The sequence below is a fragment of the Microcystis sp. M061S2 genome (assembly GCF_020245605.1).
In the GTDB taxonomy this organism is placed as follows: domain Bacteria; phylum Cyanobacteriota; class Cyanobacteriia; order Cyanobacteriales; family Microcystaceae; genus Microcystis.
The window spans coordinates 1-22,124 of the sequence record NZ_JADBUP010000087.1 but is presented as its reverse complement, the minus strand read 5'-3'; the positions used below and the strand labels follow the sequence as shown (position 1 = coordinate 22,124).

The 22,124-nt window shown below is 41.4% G+C and carries 16 protein-coding genes and 2 pseudogenes; 12 read left to right on the top strand and 6 right to left on the bottom strand.

Features of this window, described 5'->3' with window-relative positions; translation table 11 throughout:
- Window positions 1–3 precede the first annotated feature (3 nt).
- Window positions 4–2,499 (top strand): formylglycine-generating enzyme family protein, encoded by a 2,496-nt coding sequence (locus tag IM475_RS15655; RefSeq protein ID WP_287728165.1) that lies wholly within the window; start codon window positions 4–6, stop codon window positions 2,497–2,499.
- A 548-nt stretch (window positions 2,500–3,047) separates the two neighbouring features.
- On the opposite strand, the gene IM475_RS15650 is transcribed toward IM475_RS15655, so the two are convergent.
- From IM475_RS15650 to IM475_RS15630, 5 genes are all read right to left on the bottom strand, one after another.
- Window positions 3,048–4,994, bottom strand: coding sequence for a pentapeptide repeat-containing protein (locus IM475_RS15650; protein WP_287728164.1), 1,947 nt, complete (start codon window positions 4,992–4,994; stop codon window positions 3,048–3,050).
- 5 nt (window positions 4,995–4,999) lie between these two features.
- Entirely contained in the window at window positions 5,000–5,284 is a 285-nt protein-coding gene (locus tag IM475_RS15645; RefSeq protein WP_002732155.1) for a DUF2103 domain-containing protein, read from the bottom strand.
- A 2-nt stretch (window positions 5,285–5,286) separates the two neighbouring features.
- A complete protein-coding gene (gene clpS, locus IM475_RS15640) occupies window positions 5,287–5,580 on the bottom strand; it encodes an ATP-dependent Clp protease adapter ClpS (protein ID WP_002758084.1) in 294 nt (97 codons plus the stop codon).
- Window positions 5,581–5,635: 55 nt separating this feature from the next.
- Entirely contained in the window at window positions 5,636–6,769 is a 1,134-nt protein-coding gene (locus IM475_RS15635) for a glycosyltransferase family 4 protein (protein WP_002752604.1), read from the bottom strand.
- Between the two features lie 97 nt (window positions 6,770–6,866).
- Window positions 6,867–7,529 (bottom strand): 4'-phosphopantetheinyl transferase family protein, encoded by a 663-nt coding sequence (locus IM475_RS15630; protein ID WP_287728163.1) that lies wholly within the window; start codon window positions 7,527–7,529, stop codon window positions 6,867–6,869.
- Between the two features lie 110 nt (window positions 7,530–7,639).
- Here IM475_RS15630 and IM475_RS15625 point away from each other — a divergent pair, with 110 nt between their 5' ends.
- The 4 genes and pseudogenes from IM475_RS15625 to IM475_RS15610 all read left to right on the top strand — a co-directional run bounded on the left by IM475_RS15625 (window position 7,640) and on the right by IM475_RS15610 (window position 11,425).
- Complete coding sequence (locus tag IM475_RS15625) at window positions 7,640–8,581, top strand: serine hydrolase (protein ID WP_287728161.1); 942 nt, start codon at window positions 7,640–7,642, stop codon at window positions 8,579–8,581.
- Window positions 8,582–8,833: 252 nt separating this feature from the next.
- Window positions 8,834–9,037 (top strand): annotated as a pseudogene (locus IM475_RS15620) (chromosome partitioning protein ParB); the annotation flags it as partial.
- Window positions 9,038–9,167: 130 nt separating this feature from the next.
- On the top strand, window positions 9,168–9,860 hold the full coding sequence (locus tag IM475_RS15615) for a Uma2 family endonuclease (RefSeq protein ID WP_287728160.1): 693 nt from the start codon (window positions 9,168–9,170) through the stop codon (window positions 9,858–9,860).
- Between the two features lie 140 nt (window positions 9,861–10,000).
- Window positions 10,001–11,425, top strand: coding sequence for an FAD-binding domain-containing protein (locus IM475_RS15610; protein WP_287728159.1), 1,425 nt, complete (start codon window positions 10,001–10,003; stop codon window positions 11,423–11,425).
- A gap of 21 nt (window positions 11,426–11,446) precedes the next feature.
- On the opposite strand, the gene IM475_RS15605 is transcribed toward IM475_RS15610, so the two are convergent.
- Window positions 11,447–14,092, bottom strand: coding sequence for an efflux RND transporter permease subunit (locus IM475_RS15605; RefSeq protein WP_287728157.1), 2,646 nt, complete (start codon window positions 14,090–14,092; stop codon window positions 11,447–11,449).
- A 916-nt stretch (window positions 14,093–15,008) separates the two neighbouring features.
- Between IM475_RS15605 and IM475_RS15600 the strand changes: the two genes are divergently transcribed.
- The 7 genes and pseudogenes from IM475_RS15600 to IM475_RS15570 form a co-directional block, all read left to right on the top strand.
- Entirely contained in the window at window positions 15,009–15,965 is a 957-nt protein-coding gene (locus tag IM475_RS15600; RefSeq protein WP_287728156.1) for a DUF4351 domain-containing protein, read from the top strand.
- Between the two features lie 168 nt (window positions 15,966–16,133).
- The gene (locus IM475_RS15595; RefSeq protein WP_110579930.1) at window positions 16,134–16,379 is read left to right on the top strand and encodes a UPF0175 family protein; all 246 of its coding nucleotides are present in this window, start codon (window positions 16,134–16,136) and stop codon (window positions 16,377–16,379) included.
- The gene (locus IM475_RS15590) at window positions 16,376–16,873 is read left to right on the top strand and encodes a PIN domain-containing protein (RefSeq protein WP_110579929.1); all 498 of its coding nucleotides are present in this window, start codon (window positions 16,376–16,378) and stop codon (window positions 16,871–16,873) included. Before IM475_RS15595 ends, IM475_RS15590 begins: the two co-directional genes overlap by 4 nt.
- Window positions 16,874–17,141: 268 nt before the next feature.
- On the top strand, window positions 17,142–18,119 hold the full coding sequence (locus IM475_RS15585; RefSeq protein ID WP_287728154.1) for a GNAT family N-acetyltransferase: 978 nt from the start codon (window positions 17,142–17,144) through the stop codon (window positions 18,117–18,119).
- A gap of 186 nt (window positions 18,120–18,305) precedes the next feature.
- Window positions 18,306–19,352 carry a DUF4351 domain-containing protein gene (locus tag IM475_RS15580; RefSeq protein ID WP_287728152.1) on the top strand — a complete coding sequence of 349 codons (1,047 nt, stop codon included), beginning with the start codon at window positions 18,306–18,308 and terminating at the stop codon, window positions 19,350–19,352.
- A 13-nt stretch (window positions 19,353–19,365) separates the two neighbouring features.
- A pseudogene (locus IM475_RS15575) lies at window positions 19,366–19,674 on the top strand (DUF4351 domain-containing protein); the annotation flags it as partial.
- A gap of 212 nt (window positions 19,675–19,886) precedes the next feature.
- On the top strand, window positions 19,887–22,124 hold a 2,238-nt coding region (locus IM475_RS15570), incomplete at its 3' end, for a right-handed parallel beta-helix repeat-containing protein (RefSeq protein WP_287728150.1).

Sequence of the window (22,124 nt, the reverse complement as noted above, 5' to 3'; positions counted from 1 at the left end):
GAGATGGAAGGGAAAAAAGCCATCTGGTGGGAAGACGAGAGGGAAATGGCAGAACTGATCTGGTGCGCTGCTTACCTCGATCGAATTATCGCGCCTTGGTCGATCGAGCAGCCTGAACATTCGGAAGCAACCTCATCTAATGATCAGGAGGATAACCGGTCATCCGGCAGCGGTGAAGAAACCCCTCCCCCCGGAGCGATCGAGCCAACCCTCCCCGTTGCCTATCCCGAAACCATCGATCGCCCGATGCAGACACCCCGGAAGCGCGATTCGGTCGAGAGCGATCGTTCTTCTCCCGTTCGCGTCCCCGATCCCTTTCCAATACCCGAACCCACCGCCATCAGTAAGGCAATTCTTCCCCTAGCGCGTCGCGTGCCTGGATTACGGGCCGACGAGTTGGATATCGAGGTTACAGTGGAACGGACGGCCGAAGCGGGGGGATTACCGATGCTCGCTTTCCGTCCCCCCCTAGAACGTTGGTTAGAGGTTCACCTGTTGATCGATCGCTCTCCCCCGATGGAATTTTGGGGAGATCTAGCGGGGGGAATGACCACCCTCTTCCGTTGGCAAGGCTTTTTTAGGGATGTGCGGGTTTGGTGGTTCGAGACCGGTGAAAATGAAGCTCGTTTGCTTTCCGGTGCGGGGCAAATCGAACGGAACCCTCGCAGTCTGGTTGCACCCTCTGGAAATCGACTTTTTATCGTCCTAACCGATACTTTGGGGAAAGCTTGGCGATCGGGGTCTGCCTTCGCCACCCTAGCGGATCTGGGCAAAGAACACCCCGTCACCATTGCTCACATTTTCCCGCAGGAGCTATGGCAACGAACCGCTTTAGAGGGGGCAATACTCCGGCCTTTGATTGCACCGGGTCCCGCTTCTGCCAATGCAATACTGCAAGTGGGGGAAAGACTCCGCACGAAGCAGATTCTCTATCGGTTCCCCATTTTCAATCTATCCCCTGCTCACTTTGCAACCTGGGCGAAATTTATCGCTGGGAGCGGTGGTAACTCCATTCAGGGGGTTTTAATGGGAGCAACGACTGCGGGGGTGAATATGGGTGAAACCGGAGAAGAAGAGGCAGCCGCTCTGGAAGCGGAATCCCCGGAAGAGTTATTGAGAGGCTTTTTAATCGATGCCAGTCCCTTGGCCCGAGAACTGGCTAAAGTGCTGGCGGCCGTTCCCCTGATTCCTCCAGTGATGCGATTGGCACAGCGGCGATTTTTACCCGATAGTAAACATTGGCATCTAGCGGAGGTCTTTTTTAGCGGACTGGTCGAAAAATCTACCTTTAGTCCGGAAGGAGCGACGGTTCCGGATGCTTGGTACGATTTTTACCCCGGCATTCGTCAGTTACTGTTGGCAGATAGTGCCAACCGGCGCACGATCGATATTTGGCGCGGCATCGGCGATTATATTCGCGACCATTACGGCGAATTTCGCGATTTTTCGGCTCTAATCCCCAATCCACAGGGTTCTCTAGCGGATGCAGTCAGCGATCGCTCTCTCTATTTCGCTGAGGTGGACGCGGCTGTTCTCCGCACTTGGGGGGGAGAGTACGCCGATATCGCCCAAAACATCGAGGAGAGAGTGAGGCAGCGAAAACAGGAAATCTTGACCCCGGAAAAACTCCTAAAATTCACCTTCGAGACCCTATACGTCGATAAATGGGGAGAAATTACCAAAAGAGAACCCCTGGAGGCCTACTACTACGAGGAACCCCTAGGGGAGGGCATCGAACCCCTGACTATGGTTGCTATCCCAGGGGGCGAATTCCTGATGGGTTCACCGCCAAATGAGAAAGATAGTTTTAAGAATGAACGCCCTCAACATGAGGTTACTGTCTCCAACTTTTTCATGGGTAAATATCCCATCACCCAAGCTCAGTGGAAAGCGATCGCCTCTCGCACGGATTTAAAAGTAGAAAAAGACCTTGATCTCAACCCGGCCCATTTTAAAGACCGTCCCGATAGCGATCGCCGTCCCGTGGAACAAGTCAACTGGTACGATGCGATCGAATTCTGTGCGAGATTATCAAAACTAAAGGAGGGAAGGGAATACCGACTACCGAGTGAAGCGGAATGGGAGTACGCTTGTCGTGCTGGAACCACCACCCCGTTTTACTTTGGGGAAACCATTACCGGGGAATTGGCTAACTACAATGCCAGCAGAATCTATGCTGAGGAACCGAAGGGAGAATATCGACAGCAAACGACTCCCGTGGGACAATTTCCCCCGAATGCTTTTGGACTGTACGATATGCACGGCAATGTCTGGGAGTGGTGCGCCGATACCTGGCACGATAATTATGACGGTGCGCCGAGGGATGGCAGTGTCTGGACAGAAAATGGGGATGATAATCGTTCTCTTCCGCGGGGCGGTTCTTGGTACGACAATCCCGATAACTGCCGTTCTGCTTACCGCGCCGTCAACAACCGCCGCGACGACTACGACAGCAGCAGCGGTTTTCGGGTGGTGTGCGGTGCTGGGAGGACCCTGTAACCCTTTTCTCTTTTTTTCCCTTTTTTCCCTCATTCCCTTTTCTGGAATTTTTTTGGGCAAGCTATAGTACAAGTGTATTGGTTTAGGGGTGGTCAATTACCTGGGGGGTTCGATCCCCCCTTAGGGACTTGCGTGGGAATAATATCCCAATCGATCGGAGGGCGCAAGCTTTGCGCCCCTACAGTAACGGATTTTGTCCACAATGTAGGGGCGAACTGCGTTCGCCCAAAAGGTAATTATCAAAGCGCAAGTCCCTTAGTTCTATCATAGGTGAAATAGATGGCTCTTCCAGTTTTTGTGTGGAAAGAAGAAGAATAGGGATAATTTGGGTGCATCTCAATTTGGTCGAAATATCTATAGGACATTTTGGGCGCACGCAGTTCGATAAACTCACTGACCACGATGCGCCCCTACCATTGGCGGAATAATATTATTGTAGGGGCGAATTGCATTCGCCCTCGGGGTTGGCTGAAAAAGTTTTTTGTGGGGGCGGGGTAATAATAGGATTGTAGGGGCGAATTGCATTCGCCCTCTTTGATTTTTACAGTTTATTTTAAATAAATCAAGAGATTTAACCCCGGAATTGTGCGCGAGAGAGTCCAGATAAGGAGAGTGATATAAAAGATGCCGATACCCCATTGATACCAAACTAAAAAGGAAATGATAGCGGGTAATTCTTGATCGCGAACTCGCCAATCATTAAAGCCTAATTTTAGCAAATTATTGAGACTTAAATCGTAATAATTTAACCAATTCCAACGCTTTTGCCAAGAAATAGGAGTATAACGATCGCGAAAGAGGGGAAATTCAGGAACCACGGGTAAACGGGTGATTAATAAGCGTAATTGTCGCATACTACCATCTTGCAGAAAATAGGAACTATCCATTAAATCGTGATAGCGTCCCCGACGATAAAGTTCGATAACTAAAATTAAGGGTAAGGGAACAAGAATTAGGGCAATAGCTGTTAAAGTTAGTAGGGGACGACTGGCAGATTGCAGGATATTAAACACACCAGAAAGGGTGAGAATAATATAGCTAGTTACCATACAAAAGATTTCATAACGACTAGGAATTACTGGTTTAGGAGTGAGACGACGCACGCGATCAATTAACCAAAATAAACAGCCAAAATAGGCAAAAATTATGATTCCTGTCCCGAAAACTAAACTAAAATTTGTACCATCTTGACTTAAGAGTAATAGTAAAGCAAGGAAAGAAGTATGCAGAAAATCAGCTACCCAAGTGAGGTTAATTAGGCGAATAACTGAGATATTATTTAGCTTTTGTTTTAACTGTTGTAATCGCAATTTTTCGGTTTTGTATTCAATTTGATTAGCATCGGCAATTTGTTCTAGGGAGCGAAAATTACGAACCAAATTTCTTAAAACTGTCTCATTTCCTGCTAGGTTTGGTAAATAAATTGCCTGACCAATTACTCCTCTATCTCCTAGGATTTTCGCTTTATCGGAATCAAAAGCTAATCCTGATACACTTAAATAACTATTGTTAGTAAAAGTGGAATTACTAAAATCTACCTGATCTAAAAGTTTCACATCTTGAAAACTAACCACACCATTAAAATAACTAGACCGGAAAGCACCTGATTTTTCAAAAGTGGCATTTCTAAAGGTTAATAAACTTAAAAATCTACTCTTAGAAAATAGCGGACGATCTCGCCATTGACTTTGGGAAAAATTGGCTTCTTTTTCCCAGAAAGTACGGGTAAAATCTGCGAGTTTATCGTATTTAGTTTGATCAAAATAAGCTTCGGCAGTAAAATGACTGCCATGAAAGTTAGTAATACTTTTAAAATGTGCGCTGCGAAAGATGGCTTTATTTAAAAATTGACTTTGACTAAAATTTACATCTCCCATAAAATTTGCTTTGGTAAATTTTGCCACCCTAGCAAAACGCGATTCTACCCAATTACTTTCACGACTAAATTTTGCTGCCATTGCTTCGACAATTTGCAGAAAAAAGGTCTTAGAAAAGTCCACCTCTCCCATAAATACGGTTCCCTGCAACTTCACCGGTCCGCGAAATACTGTGACATTAAAAACCGGTTCATCGCTATCGAATAAAAAATTTTCGTCCTGTTGTAATAACTGTTCTTCTGTGGGTGATAACAAGGTAGCAAGGGCCACTTTTGTTAAAGGAGTCGGTAAACCCAGACGGGAAGCGATAAAATTGCCTTGAATTAAGGAATTACTAAAATCTAAACCTAGGGGTTGTTTAGCGCGATTAATTTGACCTTGAATCTGTTGATAAAATTGTTCTTGTAGTTCCTTATTTTCATCGCGGATATCGATAACTAAATTGGCTAAATCGATAGTAGTCATCCCTTCTTTAAGGACGGGTGCGCTTAAACGTTCCTGCAATAAAGTTACTGTTAAAGGAACCCTATCCATTACTGCCAAACTAGGGAGAGAATGTAAACAGAAAAACAGAAAAACAATGATTAGTAACCAGCAGCCTTTCAACAACGCACCCACGACAGTTATTTTCCTAAACAAGCTTGGATAGCCATTTCTAAATCCTCTTGGTTTAAATCGGTAATAACAAAGACTTCCTGAACACTTTTTCCTGTCCTCGCAATCAGCTTAAAACCACCACGAATCGGCACTGATATCCGCAATTGTAACCGCGGACAATGACCTTTTGAGCGAGAAAGTACCCCGGGGGTGACAGTGGTGATTCCCTGATAAGTAATTAACTTTTCTAATACCGCAATCAACCCCGGAATATGAGTAGAATGATTCCAAACTAAGCGACCATTATTCATAATTATGCGGCCTCTAGGGGAGCCATGGTTAATCCTTCCCGTCGCAATTGTTGGTGATAAAGTTCCGCTTGTTCTTGGGGACCTGTCCAGACAATTGCCTGTCCTTGGTAGTGAACTTGATTAGTTAATTCCCAAGCTCGATCGGTGGTCATATCCGGGATATATTTAATTAAACAATTGGCCACATGATCGAAGGTGTTAAAGTCATCGTTGAGAACAATAACTTTATAGTTGGGATAAGTCTTTTTCACCCCTTGGGTGGACTTATCTAAGGTGGTACTGGGTGCGCTGGCCATAAAAGTTACAATAGGTCAAAGTTTTTGCGGTTAAATTCGAGCATTTTGACAACAATTAAGCGGCAAAAGCCACAGAATTATTCTTCAAAACTTGGTGATAGTAATTTAATAACTGTTTGGTGGCCGCTTGCCATGCCCATTTTTCCGCTTCTAGACGCGCATTTCGTCGTAATTCCTCTCTTTCTGCCTTGGCGGTTAGTAATCTTTGGGTGGCACTAATTAAACCCTTTTCATCCCTAGGATCGAAGAGATGACCATTAACTCCATCGGTGACAATATCGGGAATTCCCCCCGAATTTGCCGCCACCACCGGACAACCGGCAGCCATGGATTCTAAGAGTACCAAACCGAGGGTTTCTGTGCGTGAGGGAAACAGAAAAGCATCTGCGGAAGCAAAAGCGGAGGCTAATTCTAACCCCTGTAAATAACCGACAAAATGGGTATTTGTATCGGCAAAATGACTTGTTAAAGCTTCCCGATGGGGACCATCTCCCACAATGGCAAATCTTGCTTCGGGAATCGCTTCTAATACTGGTTTAATGCGATCGATTTCTTTTTCGGCCGACACTCGACCGACGTATAATAAGAGAGGACTATCGGGGTTATTTTGGGATAATTTCAGTCTCATAGCCGGGGATTTTAAATGAGGTTGAAATAATTCCGTATCGACTCCCCTTTGCCAAAGCTCGACCTTTTCAATGCCACGACTAGATAATTCTTGCACCATAGCGGTGGAAGTGCAGAGATTTAAACTTGCTTGATTGTGGGCCAGTTTTAATAATTCCCAGAGTAATCCTTCTAGGGAACCTAATCCATAGTGTTGTAGGTATTGGGGGAGATGGGTATGATAGGAAGCGACGAGGGGAATGTTCATAGTTTTGGCAAAATAAATGCCTCCCACCCCTAAAACAGCCGGGTTAACCACATGAATAATATCAGGTTTAAACCTTTCCAAAGCTTGACCGACGGAAGGCCGGGGGAAAGCCATTTTTAATTCCGGATATAGGGGTAAGGGAATCCCTGTAACTCCATGAATTTTAGCACCTTTGTACTCCTTTAAACCGCCATCGGGAGAGAAAACTAATACCTGATGACCTAATCTTTGTAGGTGTTCCACGGTATGTTTAAGACGGGTGACAATGCCATCAATTTTCGGTAAGAAAGTTTCTGTAAAAAGAGCAATTCGCATAGAGAAAACAAGGTTAAGTAATAATTAAGGACAAGCTTTTTTTGAGATAGCTAGGAATAATTACTGAATTTCTCAAGGCAATTAACTCCCCAATTAATCATAGATCAGAAAGGCCAAAGGTTTTAATCACTCGATCGCTACCTTCGATAACCACCGTCGCTCGATAATTATCGCCGATTGCCGCTGTCCATAATTGCCATTCCCCCGCCACATTGTCTAATTTTAAGGGATTGAGGCCCACTTCCACTAGATCGAGTCCCCCGCTAATTCCCGTTCCCAGTGCCTTTAAATAAGCCTCTTTTGCCGTCCATAACTGAAAAAATAGCTTTTCCTTCTCTGGGGACTTTTCAACAAGCTCATGTTCCCTAGCACAAAAAAACCTTTTTGTCAAGCTATCTAAATCTTTCACCTCGCGCATTTTCTCTAAATCTACCCCGATGCGAGCGGTTAAAGTCAAGCCACAGATGGCCATATCTTCGGAATGGGAGAGATTAAACTGCAATTGGTAGTTAATACTCGGTTTTCCCCGTTCGCTGTAGATAAACTCGATTTTTTCGGGACTTATCGCCAAATATGACCCTAAAATCTCGCGTAAACACCCCCTCGCCACCAAAAAACGCCGCTTGTGTTGGGGAAAATGGTAACGATTAGCTCTAATTATTTCATCTTCCGAGAGCAAAGAAGTCAGTTTTTCTAGTCTATCCCCGGACGGATCAAGACTGATAAAATGGAGATGAACCTCATCGGTAGATATAAACATTAAACTCAGAAGCGATCAAATAATTAATTATCGGTAAATTTTACCGTAAAATGAGAATTGCCGACTCAAGAATTTATCCACCTTCTAACTCTTGACTTTGCAGCACACCTATGAACTTTTTTCATACTGAAGACCATCTCCAACAGTTCGGTACAGATATTTTAGAAACAACTTGGCGAGAATTTCCCCAATTAGCTCAAGAACAAATTGCCCTAACTTGGATAGTATATGATCCTCCCGTGATCGTCAACACGGGGGGAGCAATTTCTCACGAAGAATTCTGGAAATATTCCCCCCGCGGATTTAGTTATCGCGGACAAGAAAGAACCTATCCCGCTAGTTTAGTGAAATTATTTTATCTAGTAGCGATTCATGAGTGGTTAGAAGGGGAAATGATTCCCGAAAACACCGAATTAAATCGCGCCATTCGTGACATGATTGTTGACTCTAGTAATGATGCTACCAGTTTAGTTGTAGATCTGGTCACGGGAACCACTAGCGGTCCAGAAATTGCCGCCGGTCCCTTTGAAACTTGGAAGCAACAACGCAACATAGTTAATCGTTATTTTCAATCCCTAAATTGGCCAGAATTAGCGACAATTAACGTTAATCAAAAAACTTGGTCTGATGGTCCCTATGGACGTGAACGCGCTTTTTTAGGGGAATTAATGGAGAATCGCAATATGTTAACTAGCAATGCAGTGGCGCGTTTAATTCATACTATTGTCGGGGGGATTGCGGTTTCTTCCCAACGTTCCCAGATGATGATGTCTTTACTAAAACGAAGTCTTAATCCTGCTGATTGGACAAGTCAAGGAGATGATACACAAATCTTAGGATTTCTGGGACAAGGATTACCAGAAAATAGTCAAATTTGGTCAAAAGCTGGTTGGACAAGTCAAGTGCGTCACGATGCAGCCTATATTGAAATTCCCCATCATACTCCCTATCTCTTGGTGGTATTTACCGAGGGAAAAGATAACAGTCAAAATCGCTCAATTTTACCTTTTATTTCCCAGAAAGTAGCCGAGAAAATTATGCAGTTCAATTAATTGAAGCTGTGGGTAGGATGATTTTCTCTGTCATTGTCAAAAGTGCTAGATAAACATCCTACTGCAATAAATCCGTAAATTTACCGATGTGCATCTCAATATACAGCTTTTCTGGGATAGATGGGGTTCTTTATGGCAGCTGAAATACTTGATTAAGTAAGGATTTAGTCTGTGCTTCACCTTGACGGAAAGGTCTATCACCATTTAAACTAACAATGAGAATAAAAAATTATTATTTATTCTCATTGTTATAAATCGATTTTATATTTTTTCAATAACTATAACGCTAATCAACTTAAAAAAGCGGGAATTCCACTGGCATCTGTTAATGAATTTCTGAAAAAACGTTCAGAAAAGCCCTTTGATTCTTTGGAAGATGTCCTAAATCGCCCGGTGTCAGGAGTTAAAGAGAAAAGATTAATTAAGCTTGTCGATTATTTGCTGACTCACAATTGATTTTTGTGGGTGTGTTGAGATGCTTTAACACACCCTACCGATGGGTGTTATAATAATGGAAGATCAGTAAAAAAGCCTGATCCGATAGCGGGCAAAGATTAACTAGAAGACGGGTGAAAAGAGAAAACTTATGACAACTACCCCAGTAATAGCTGCTTCTTTAACGATTCCTCCCCTAGAAAACGGCGATAAATTAACTCGATGGGAATTTGAACGACGTTATCAAGGGATGCCCCATCTCAAAAAAGCGGAACTAATTGAAGGAATTGTTTATATGGCATCTCCCCTCAGATTTGAAAGTCACGCCGAGCCTCATGCTAATATTATCGGATGGTTAGCTCTCTATAAAGCGGCGACTCCAGGTGTTAGATTAGGTGATAATGCCACCGTGAGATTAGATATTGATAACGAACCCCAACCGGATGCCCTATTAAGAATTGACAAGGGAGGACAATCGACAATTAGTCAAGATGATTATGTAGAAGGGGCGCCGGAATTAATTGTCGAAATTGCCGCTTCTAGTGCTTCCTACGATGTTCATCAAAAATTAAATGTTTACCGTCGCAATCAAGTCCAAGAATATCTAGTCTGGCGGTTTTATGAACAAGAAATTGATTGGTTTCGGCTACAGGCAGGAGAATATATTAAACTAGAACCGGATAGTGATGCCATAATACGCTCCCAAATCTTCCCCGGTTTATGGCTAGATAAAAACGCTTTATTAACGGGGGACTTAGGAAAAGTTTTATTGATTTTGCAGCGGGGGTTAGAAACAGCAGAACATCGAGATTTTGTCAATCAATTAACTGCCAATCACAGCTAGATTGTAAAATTAGATAATTATTCTTGATCCACTGTCCTATAATTACAGAAAGAGTATTTTTGACTTGAATTTGTTCTTAACTGTCTCCCCCTTTTACCCCAATAATCTCGCCCCTGATAATCTTCTCATCACCTTACTTTATGTCAAATCTAATCCTTTTCTGGCATCGTCGCGATTTACGTCTCTCGGATAATATTGGACTGAGTAAAGCTAGGGATCGTAGTCCGAAAATTATCGGGGTTTTCTGCCTCGATCCCGCTATTTTAGAGAGGGATGATATCGCCCCTGCTAGAGTTGCCTATCTCCTCGGTTGTCTAGAGGAATTAGAAAAAAATTATCGCCAAAAAGGTAGTCAATTACTGATTATTCGCGGCAACCCCAGTCAAACACTCGTCAATTTAGCCGGCAATTTATCGGCAAAAGCAGTTTTTTTTAACCTCGATATCGAACCCTACGCGCGTCAACGGGATCAACAGGTAATCGCCGCTTTACAAACAAAAGGAATTGAAGTAGAAACCTTCTGGGATCAACTTCTCCACGCTCCAGGGCAAGTCCTCACCCTCTCAAAAAGTCCCTACACCGTATATACTCCTTTTTGGAAAAATTGGAGCCAATTAGCCAAAGCCAGCCCCAAAACCCTAGAAAACCTGCAAGGATTAGACGAAAATGAGGGGGAGAAACTCGCAGAAACTATTAACTTACCAACCCTAGAAAATTTAGGTTTTACCTGGCAAAATCCCTTACCCCTCACCCCCGGAGAAAAAGCCGCTAGTAGCAGATTAGAAGAATTTTGTCAAGGGGTTATTAACAATTATCAAGAAGATCGTAACTTCCCCGCTTTCGATGGCACCTCGCGCTTGAGTGCCGCTTTAAAATTTGGGGCGATTGGCATTCGCACAATTTGGACCGCAACCCTAGAGTTATTAGAAAATTGCCGCGCCGAGGAAGCAAAAGATAGTATTATCACTTGGCAGCAAGAGTTAGCTTGGCGGGAATTTTACCAGCATTGTCTCTATTTTTTCCCAGAATTGGCGGTCGGTGCTTATAGAAAAGAATTTCGTCATTTTCCTTGGCAGGATAACGAAGAACATTTTCAAGCTTGGTGCCAGGGAAAAACCGGCTATCCGATCGTTGACGCGGCCATGCGACAATTAAATGAAACGGGATGGATGCACAATCGTTGTCGCATGATCGTGGCGAGTTTTTTAACCAAAGATTTAATTATTAACTGGCAAAAAGGCGAAAAATACTTCATGCAGAAACTTTTTGATGGCGATTTAGCCGCTAATAATGGTGGTTGGCAGTGGAGTGCCTCTAGTGGCATGGATCCGAAACCTTTAAGAATTTTTAATCCCGCTAGTCAGACACAAAAATTCGATCCGGAAGGGGAATATATTCGTCAGTGGTTGCCGGAATTAGCCTCCGTAGATACGGAATATTTAGTAACTGGGAAAATCCCCCGTTTAGAAAGACATCGTTGTGGTTATCCTGAGCCAATTGTCGATCATAATCAACAACAAAAAGAGTTCAAACGACTCTATAGTAATCAGAAGCCAAAACAATAACTAAAGGGACGGTAAAACTAGCTACTTTTGACCGGCTTTAATCCGGTTCCAAACATCCTCTAAACTTAGATATAACACAGGCACAACAATTAAACTCAACAGGGAAGAAGTGACTAAACCTCCCACAATTACCATCGCCATGGGTTGCCGCAATTCCGCACCGGTACCCAATCCCAAAGCGATCGGAATCATGCCTAAAATTGTCGAACAGGTGGTCATTAAAATCGGTCTTAACCTAATCATTCCCGTTTCTAAAACCGCTTCCTCCCGACTCCAACCCTGTTGACGCAATTGGTTAGTATAATCCAGCAATAACACAGCATTTTTATCGAGTAATCCCAAGAGGAAGATAAACCCGATCAGAGAAATCATACTAAACTCACTACCCGTTACCAATAACCCTAACATTGCCCCCACAATCGCTAAAGGTAAACATAAAGCGATGACGATAGTTTCTAGCAGTCTTCTGAATAATAACCATAAAACTCCTAACATTAAAATTGTCGCCAGGATTAAAGTGCGACCAAAACTGCCCAAAACATCGCTACTTTGAGAAGAAGTACCCCAACGCTGTAAAGTTATCCCTTCCGGTAAAGGAATCCCTTCAATTTTAATCGCCGCATCTTCTAATCCTAAATCGGGACTAAGATTAGCACTGAGAAAAATCGCCTGTTGACCATTTAAACGCTCGATCGCCAAAAAATCCCCCCGCTCATTTAATCTAGATGATAGGGAAATATCCTTTAAACCGGCGATTTTAGCGGCCTCAACCCGCAATTTCTCGGCACTATCGCGCAATAGCTGCAAATTATCGCTTTTAATCGCAATTTGGATCGGCTTTTCCGCTTCCGTCTGCACAAAAGGAATGTCCTCGACACTGACATTCACCCCTCTAATTGTCGGTAAAATTTGCCGAATCCGTTGCTGCACGGCGCTGGTGTGAGATTTACGATCGCTCTTCAGTTTAACGTGAATTTTGCCACGATTCGGCTCACCGCGTAAACCAGCGATCATAAAAGTCGATTCCACTTCCCCATCCCGTAAAATCGGCGCTTCTAATTTGCTGCCATCGCGGATAGTGCGACGCAGGAGAAAAATTTCGGGAGAACTCGCTAACTGGGAAATCCAAGCGAAACTATCGCTAGAACTCTTAGCCGTCGGTTTATTAGGACTAATTTGTGTTATTTTCGGCAAAGGAGAAGTATAAACCAGATTAAACTCGCCGCGATCGAGTCGGGGAATAAATCCCCTAGAAATAAAAGGAATCAGGGCAATACCTGCAAAAAAGGTAATTAGGGCGATAGCAATGACCAGCAAACGATGACGCAATGACCAGTTTAAGAGCCGTCGATAGGCGTTTTCAATCGGTCGCTTTTGTTTCGTCATTTTTGCCCGTGACTGCGGTTTCAGCCAATATACTGCCAAAACTGGCGATAAAGTTCGGGCGACCAACAGGGAAAAAATCACCGCAGCCGAGACAGTTAAACCGAAGGGTTGGAAAAACTGTCCCACCGCACCCCCCATAAAAGCCACGGGTATGAACACGGCAACAATGGTTAAAGTGGAAGCAGTGACAGCTAATCCGATCTCCCTTGTCCCCTTGAGTGCCGCATTTTTCGGGGTTTCCCCCGCATCGATTAAACGGGAAATATTCTCCACATCGACGATCGCATCATCCACGACAATGCCGATCACCAAAGCGAGAGCCAGCAGCGTCAGGGTTTCCAGATTAAACCCATAGATTGCCATGATAATGAAAGTCCCCAAAAGAGATAGGGGGATAACCAGAGCAGAAATGACCGTAGCGGCGAAACTGCCTAAAAATATCAAGATCACCAGCACGGACAGCAAAACTGCCAAAAGTAAATCATCGATCGTGCCTTGTAGGGCAGCGCGAATATATTCCGCTTGGGTTTCAGCTAAAATTATCTTGACATCGGGCAGTTTTTGTGCTATGTCTTTAACCAGTTTTTCTGCTTGAGCGGCCAGATCGAGACTATTGGCGGCACCTTTTTTGATTACCTGCACAGCGATCGCTTCTTGACCGTTAAAGCGCACCAGCGTGGGCAATGGTCGGGTTAAGCTTTTATGGGGATTATCTTCCCTAACTGTACCTTGACCGAGTAAATTAACTTTAGCCGTACCTGGGAGAGCTTTTAAGGGCGGAATTAAATTATCTTGGGCGATTTGGCTTAATTCTTCTAGAGTTTTCTGCTCACTCACCAGCGCATAGGTGACTGTTGCCGACTCATTTAAATCAACGGGGATAACTTCTGTAGTAGCTTGAGAGGGTAAAGGGACTTGCGAGATAGCCTGTTTAACTGCTGCGGTGGCTTTGTCTAAATTTGTGCCAATTTTAAAGAAAATGCTGATTACTGACTGTCCGGCGGAAGTAGTCGAAGAAATATCACGACGACCGGGGAGAGAGAAAAGGGGATTTTCTAGGGGTTTAGTTAATTGCTGTTCCGTGGTGATAGCAGTAGCTAAATCCGCTTGAGCGTTAATTATTACGACTGGAAAACTGATATCGGGGAAAAGAGCGTATTTTAGGGAACTAAAAGCCAAAATTCCCGCCACTGCCACCGCTAACCAGAAAGCAATGGTTAACCTGGGAGCATTAATCGCTATTCGAGAGATATTCAGACGTTCTCGCCACGATTCTTTCATGTTTGTTGAATAAGTGGGGTATGGGGTGTGGGCTTCGGCCGTGAGCTCAGCCGAACGGGTGTAGGGTGTGGGGTGTTTTCTCAGTGAACTGATAACTGATAACTGATAACTGATAACTGATAACTGACTCCTAACCCAATGGTAGATGTTGGATTTTTGCAGAAGTTCTATTTTCTGACAAAGATAAGCAAAAATTATTTATTGACTGCAAAAACTTGAGAATATTTAAATTAACATTCCGCAATATTTATAAATTCTTAAGAATTAATTGAGAAAGATTTTTATTTAACAACGACGTTATAATGGTTACAGCGATTTGATAGAATTTCATAATGGGTTATTTTGTGCTTTTTTGGGCAGCAATGGTTGAAACCCTTGCCACACCTAGAAGGTGATCCTAATTAAGACGGGTAAATCAGTCATTTTTACCCACAACGATGATCTTTTTTTTATGTAGTTTTATTGCAAAAAAAAAGTTTTTTTGACAAAAAGCACAAAGTATGATGCGGGAGAAGGGAGCCTGGAATTATGAATTGGGGAGAGTGATTGCCTTTATTTAGAAAACGGGTTTCTTCGAGAAAATATTTAGAAAACGGGTTTCTTCGAGAAACCCGTTTTCTTGTAATAAATGTTAATTTTTGTGATAGCAACGTTGAAAAATTGGGGATTGTTGGCCTAAAACTGTTAGCAGTAAACCTTTGCAGTTAATGTCATGACTTCTACCCTGTTGCCGATTTTTCCTGCTGTTTACGATAGTTTGTTCGATTTAGCTCAATCTGATGGATTTTGGGCGAATTTGGCAATCGCTGTCGGTTAAGGGGGTGAGGTCATAACAATCCGTTGCCAAAACCGACTTTTCAGAATACAATACATAAGAGTAGTCATTCATCACTCAGATTCGTTAAGATGATATTACATGACTAATAATATTGACCATGATCGCTTATTTAAGGAGTTAATCTCCACCTTTTTTGTCGAATTTATTGAGTTATTTTTTCCTCAATTGATCGATTATTTAGATAGGGACTCGATTACTTTTTTAGACAAAGAAGTATTTACCGATGTCACAGAAGGAGAAAGGTATGAAAGCGATTTAGTCGCACAGGTTAAGTTTCGAGGAAAAGAATCTTTTTTCCTGATTCATGTAGAGGCGCAGGAAAGTTCCCAAAAGTGGTTTAATCGGCGAATGTTTACTTATTTTGCTCGTTTTCATGAGAAATTTGTCCTACCGATTTATCCGATTGTAATTTTTTCTTATTCAAAGCCAAAAAGAGAAGCAATTAGTCAATATGTAGTCGATTTTCCTGATTTTAAGGTATTAGAATTTAACTATCGAGTAGTGCAGTTAAATCGATTAAATTGGCGAGATTTTCTCAATCAGTCGAATCCAGTTGCTTCAGCTTTGATGGCGAAGATGAACATTGCTGAGAAAGAGCGAGCTAAGGTAAAAGCGGAATGTCTGCGCTTGTTAATTACTTTAAGGTTAAATCCGGCGAGAATGCAATTAATTTCTGGATTTATTGATACATATCTCAATCTTAATCCTGCCGAAGAGATACAATTTCAAGAAGAGATTAGCACATTTAGTCAACCCGTACAGGAGGGAGTTATGCAAATTACCACCAGTTGGATGCGTCAAGGTATTGAACAAGGTATTGAACAAGGTATTGAACAAGGTATCGAACAAGGTATTGAACGGGAAAAGACATTGATTCTTCGTCAACTTAAACGCAAGTTAGGGGAGCTTAATTTTTCCTTAGAAACTAAAATTATGGAGTTAAGTATTGATGATGTAGAAGTATTAGGAGAAGCTTTATTCGATTTCTCTAACGTTGAAGATTTAATCAATTGGTTAAATACTTTAACTGCCTAGCTTTGACGTTAGCGATCGCATCTTCGCCATGACAAGGGGTAAGATTGCTTCGGAGAGGGAATTTCAGTTAACAGTTAACAGTTAGAAGTGAGGTCTGCCAAAGGGAATTGACAGAGCGCAAAACATAGGATAGAATTTGTATAATTCTTATCAAAATACGGAGAAAATATGACTCTAGTTATTTCTCAAGAAGTGATTAAAGCAAGTGGTTTATCAGAGGATGAACTGTTGAAGGAAATTGTTGTTATGTTATTCCAACAAGATAAGATTAGCTTAGGAAAAGCAAGTGAGTTATTAGGTATTAATCAAATCAAGTTTCAACGGATGCTTTTTGAACGAGGAATTTGTATTCACTATGATGTTGCTGAGTTTCAGGAAGATATTAAGCATTTAAAAGAGAAAGGTTGGCTATGATTATTATTAGCGATACTTCTCCTCTCAGCAGTCTTGCTCTTGTTGGTTATCTGTCAATCTTAAGAGATATTTATACTAATGTTGTTATTCCCCAAGCAGTTGCCAATGAATTAGCCAATTTAACCGAGGAAGATATCCGCATTAAAGCGATAATTTCTCTGAACTGGATACAGGTTAAACAAGCCGCTAATTTGGAACTTGTGGCTTGTTTGAGCAATGAATATAATTTAGATATTGGCGAAGCAGAAGCAATCGCTCTTGCCTTAGAATTAAAAGCAGATGAATTGTTAATTGATGAGCGTCTTGGACGGAGGGAGGCTGTGCGTTTGGGGCTGTCAATTACGGGGGTTCTAGGAGTTCTTTTAATCGCTAAAAATAGAGGATTGATTGCTAAGGTTCAACCCATAATCGATGCTCTAATACTCCAAGCAAATTTTCGCATCAGTCGTCAACTTTATGAGGAGGTTTTGCAAACGGCAAATGAATTAGATTAAGTTGTGATTTTAGAAAACGGGTTTCTTCGAGAAACTATTTAGAAACCCAGTTTCTTGTAATCAATGTTAATTTTTGTTATAGAACCCTTGAAAGATTCGGGATTGTTTGCATAAAATAGCGGCTCTTCTAGGTTGTGTGTGATAAGCTTAACTTACATAGGATTGATCGATCTTTGTGTCCTTTGTGTCTTTGTGGTTCGTTCCACTCCCTCGCCAGCGGGACTGTATCTTAGAATACATTTTACTCACTAAATCCAAGAGAGCCACTATGTATCATCAACGACTAGCTAAACCTGAAGATGCAATAGCGATCGCTCCTCTTTGGCGAGATTTTGCTCAAAGGCGATCGGATGCTGATCCCTCGATCAATCTGAAACCTGATTTTGACTATGAAGGATATGTGAGGTATCAGCTTAAAAAACCGCTATCTTTCGGTTTTGTCTTGGAATATGAGCAGCAAATCGTCGGGTTTCTCTTTACTTATGTTTATGATGAGACCCCACCTCCCCAGATTTCTGCTTTGGAAATGTGGGAAAATCCTTTCATTCCCCGTCGTGTGGGTGCAGTTTTGGGGATGTATGTTAAAGAAAAGCACCGCAAACCGGACACGATTAATTTGTTGATTAAAGCGGCGATTGCTAAAGCGGAAGAACTAAAGGTTAGCGATATTGACTTATTAATCAGTATAGATCAGCAAGGGATTCAGGTATTATTAGAACGCTTGGGCTTTGTTAAAGCCGCGATTCAATATACAAAACATTTTAACATATCGGAGAAGAATTTACCGAATTTACACCAGGCTCATTTAAGGCTAATAGAAAAGGAAGTTATACCGACTGGAACAATTGTTTTAAGGGATGTAAAAACTCAAGAAATTGTCAAGAATTCTCAAGGAAAACCAATTTTTTTAGAGCCAGTTAGGGATGCAGCAGGAAAGGCTTTGACGAGTTCGATGGGTTTACCGATTTATCCTCTCCCTTTACGAGATCCGAATACTCATAATTTTGTCTTTGATGAGGAAGAAAATCTCATCTTATGTCCTATCTTACAAGAGCTAGGGGGTGAGGTAGTAGAATTTGGAGGAATCCCTCAATTTTGTCCACCTGTTTATGAACAAATAGATGGAAAATTATGCTTAAAGCAAGATAGTAATGGCAATTATGTTTTTGCAGAAGTAGAACGGGATGAGTCGGGAAAAATTAGGCGATTACCAGAAGGAAAACCACTCTTTAAATCTACCAATTGATCTTTAAACTAGAAAACGGGTTTCTTGAAGAAACCCGTTTTCTGTGGGGTTTTTTGCGGAAAGCATCCCCCTCTCCTGGTAGGTTAAGGGGGTGAGGTCATAACAATCCGTTGCCAAAGGCGACTTTTCAGAATACAATAGAGAAGAGTAGTCATTCATCGTTCAGATTAGTTAAGATGACATTACATGACTAATAATATTGACCATGATCGCTTATTTAAGGAGTTAATCTCCACCTTTTTTGTCGAATTTATCGAGTTATTTTTTCCTCAAGTAATGGATTATTTAGATAGGGACTCGATTACTTTTTTAGACAAAGAAGTATTTACCGATGTCACGGAAGGAGAAAGGTATGAAAGCGATTTAGTCGTACAAGTTAAGTTTCGAGGAAAAGAATCTTTTTTTCTGATTCATGTCGAGGCGCAGGAAAGTTCCCGCAAGTGGTTTAATCGGCGAATGTTTACTTATTTTGCTCGTTTTCATGAGAAATTTGTCCTACCGATTTATCCGATTGTAATTTTTTCTTATTCAAAGCCAAAAAGAGAAGCGATTAGTCAATATGTAGTCGATTTTCCTGATTTTAAGGTATTAGAATTTAACTATCGAGTAGTGCAGTTAAATCGATTAAATTGGCGAGATTTTCTCAATCAGCCGAATCCGGTTGCTTCAGCTTTGATGGCTAAGATGAACATTGCCGAGAAAGAGCGAGCAAAAGTTAAGGCGGAATGTCTGCGCTTGTTAATTACTTTAAAGTTAAATCCTGCAAAAATGCAATTAATTTCCGGATTTATTGATACTTATCTCAATCTAAATCCTGCCGAAGAGATACAATTTCAACAAGAGATTAGCACATTTAGTCAACCCGTACAGGAGGGAGTTATGCAAATTACCACCAGTTGGATGCGTCAAGGTATTGAACTAGGTATTGAACAAGGTATCGAACTAGGTATTGAACGCGGTATCGAACAAGGTATTGAACGCGGTATCGAACGCGGTATCGAACAAGGTATCGAACAAGGTATCGAACAAGGTATTGAACAAGGTATCGAACAAGGTATTGAACGCGAAAAGACATTGATTCTTCGTCAACTTAAACGAAAGTTAGGGGAGATTAATCCTTCATTGGAAACTAAAATTATGGAGTTAAGTATTGATGATATAGAAGCATTAGGAGAAGCTTTATTCGATTTCTCTACGGTTGAAGATTTAATCAATTGGTTAAATACTTTATAATGCTTGTAATTTCGAGGGAGTTATGCAAATTACCACCAGTTGGATGCGTCAAGGTATTGAACAAGGTATTGAACAAGGTATTGAACAAGGTATTGAACAAGGTATTGAACAAGGTATTGAACAAGGTATTGAACAAGGTATTGAACGGGAAAAGACATTGATTCTTCGTCAACTTAAACGCAAGTTAGGGGAGATTAATTTTTCCTTAGAAACTAAAATTATGGAGTTAAGTATTGATGATGTTGAAGTATTAGGAGAAGCTTTATTCGACTTCTCTACGGTTGAAGATTTAATCAATTGGTTAAATACTTTAACTGCTTAGTTTATGTTAGTGATCACCTTTTGGCCATTTGTCAGAGAAAACGGGTTTCTTTGAGAAACTATTTAGAAAACCCGTTTTCTTTGAGAAACCCGTTTTCTTGTCCTTTGAGAAACCCGTTTTCTGTATAAATATTAATTTCTGTTACAGGGGTCTTGAAAAATTGGCAATTGTTAGGCTAAAACTGTTAGCAATAAACTGTTGCAGTTAATGTCATGACTTCTCCCCTGTTGCCGATTCTTCCTGTTGTTGACGATGTTTTGTTCGATTTTGCTCAATCTGATGGTTTTTGGGCGAATTTAGAAACAGCCTTTGGCACAAGTTATGATGTGGTTAAAGCGACGCAATTACAACAGCAGTGGCGAAGCCGAAATTTCAGTCAACTTCCTGAGATTGAGGTTGTCAACAGCAGTGTTTTAGGTAGTGCAAATGGCGCTTATGGGATTAGCACCAATAAGATATATCTATCTGAAAGTTTTTTTGCTTCTGCTAGTTTAGATGCTTTGGTTGCGGTGATTTTAGAAGAAATTGGGCATTTTGTGGATGCTCAAATTAATAGGGTGGATACGGTGGGGGATGAGGGAGAATTATTTTCTCATCTGGTGAGAGGGGTTAATTTAACTGAGGCTGAGTTAACTTATATTCAAGCAGAAGATGATCGTACTGTTATTGATTTAGGGGGACAATTTATAGGGGTTGAACAAACAGCACCAATTACTTTAATTGTCAATACTACTATAGATGAGAATGATGGTAGTGCCACTATTGGGAGTGGTTTATCTTTGCGGGATGCTGTGGCAATTGCTAATAAAAGTCCTAATACTCCCTATATTATTAAGCTGAAATCAGGAACGACTTATGCTTTAACTTATGTTAATGATACGACAACAGGCGATCGCAGTTTGAAGACGAATGGTACGATTACCATTGAAACTGATGGAACAGCACTAGCTTCTATTGTTAATAATGCTAGTCCTATCTCTGGACAAAATGATAATAATTCTATTATATACAACTCTAGTCAACTTGGAGTTATATTAAATAATCTCTATATCAGCAACAAAGCAGGAAGAGGGATTTACAACAGTGGAAAATTAACATTAACCAACAATACAATATCTGGTAATACGGGAGGGGGAATTGAAAATAATGGAACATTAACATTAACCAACAATACAATATCTGGTAATACGGCTGGTTATGGAGGGGGAATTTTTAGCGTTAGCGGGGGAACATTAACATTAACCAACAATACAATATCTGGTAATACGGCTGGTTATGGAGGGGGAATTTTTAGCGGGGGAACATTAACATTAACTAACAATAAAATAACTGGTAATAAGGCTACTTATACGGGAGGGGGAATTTACACTTCGTCATTTGGAGAATCAACATCAACATTATTAACCAACAATACAATAACTGGTAATACAGCTGATAGTGGAGGGGGAATTTACATTTCGTGGGGGGCAACATCAACCAGAATAATCAACAAAAATACAATAACTGATAATACAGCTAAACGAGGAGGGGGAATTTACGCCAATGCCAGTGGGGTGGCATTAACATTAGAAAATAATGCAATAACTGGTAATACAGCTGATAGTGGAGGGGGAATTTATAAACAGAGTGGAACATTATCTTCAATCAACAACACAATAGTTGGTAATACGGCTAATGATAAAGGAGGGGGAATTTACAATGACCATCCAAGTCCGTATTTAACATTAGATGGCTTATATTTGAATAATAATATTATTACTGGCAATAGTGCCGATTACGGTGGTGGTGTTTTCAATAGAAGTATCAATCCGTATGGGGATAATAAATGGTATACAAATAGTATTATTAGTGGAAATACTGCGAACAAAGTTTGGTATTTAGGCCCCAACGTCACATCTAGTTATTATCCTTGGTATTCCAAAGATCATCGACATCCAGATATATTTACTGAGGGGAGTGTTTTTGGACTCCCACCCACTCCTAATCCTCCACCTAAACCAACGATATCAGTCAGTAATGCGCGGTTTGATGCTCCCACAGGGAAGGTTATTTTCGAGGTTAAACTGTCCTCAACATATAATAAACCCATAACCGTTGATTACTATACCCTTGATGGAAGTGCCAATTCAATAGACCCTAACCAATTAAAAGATTTTAACAATGTTGTCAAACAAACCCTCTCCTTTTTCCCAGGACAAACCAGTAAACAAATAGAAATTACTGTTTTAGGAAGTGCGCCTCCTACCGACCAAACCTTTGAGATTTTTGCCAAAGACACTGCTTTTCGTGATATTTGGAAAGATACGGATAAAGGCAAAGAAGTAGATAAGATCTATGACTATAGTGACCTGGGTTACGAAGGCTATCGTATCAATAAAGTTTTCAAAGATTCTACCACAGGATTTGATGCTGTTGGTTTAACTTCTGATGAAAAATTCTTTCTGGTTTTA